The organism is Pseudomonas sp. UBA3153 (assembly GCF_002364635.1).
Classification (GTDB): domain Bacteria; phylum Pseudomonadota; class Gammaproteobacteria; order Pseudomonadales; family Pseudomonadaceae; genus Pseudomonas_O; species Pseudomonas_O kuykendallii.
In genome coordinates, this window is the sequence record NZ_DEYR01000107.1 from 1 (window position 1) to 506 (window position 506).

Sequence of the window (506 nt, forward strand, 5' to 3'; positions counted from 1 at the left end):
CCGGTGGCCTCGTCGAGGAGGTCGGCCAGCGCGCCACGGTCGAACGCGGCCACCGGCGTGCCGCAGGCCAGCGCCTCGGCGACCACCAGGCCGAAGGGTTCTTCCCAGCACGGCGTGACCAGCGCCACCGAGGCCCGCGCCAGCTCCTCGACCAGGACCTCGCGCGGCAGGTGGCCGAGGTATTCGACGCCGTCGCCCAGGCGCGGCGCGATCTGTTCGGCGAAATAGTCCGGATCGACCGCGTGCCCGGCCAGGCGCAGCGGCACGCCGGCGAGCCGGGCCGCGTCGATGGCCAGGTGCGCGCCCTTGTCCGGCACCAGCCGGCCGAACCAGAACGCGTGCTCGCCGGGCTCGCCGCGCGGCGACCAGTGCGCCAGGTCGATGCCGTTGGGAATCACCGCGCAGTCGGGCAGCAGCTCGGCCCAGGCCCGCGCATTGGCCGCGGAAATGGTGCAGAAGCGTGCGTTGCGCGGGCTGCTGCGCAGGGCGCGGTAGGCGTTGATCAG

At 74.5% G+C, this 506-nt stretch carries 1 protein-coding gene; it reads right to left on the reverse strand.

Features of this window, described 5'->3' with window-relative positions; translation table 11 throughout:
- A partial coding sequence (locus B2X67_RS20705; RefSeq protein ID WP_286786656.1) for a glycosyltransferase occupies nucleotides 1–506 on the reverse strand: 506 nt, incomplete at both ends.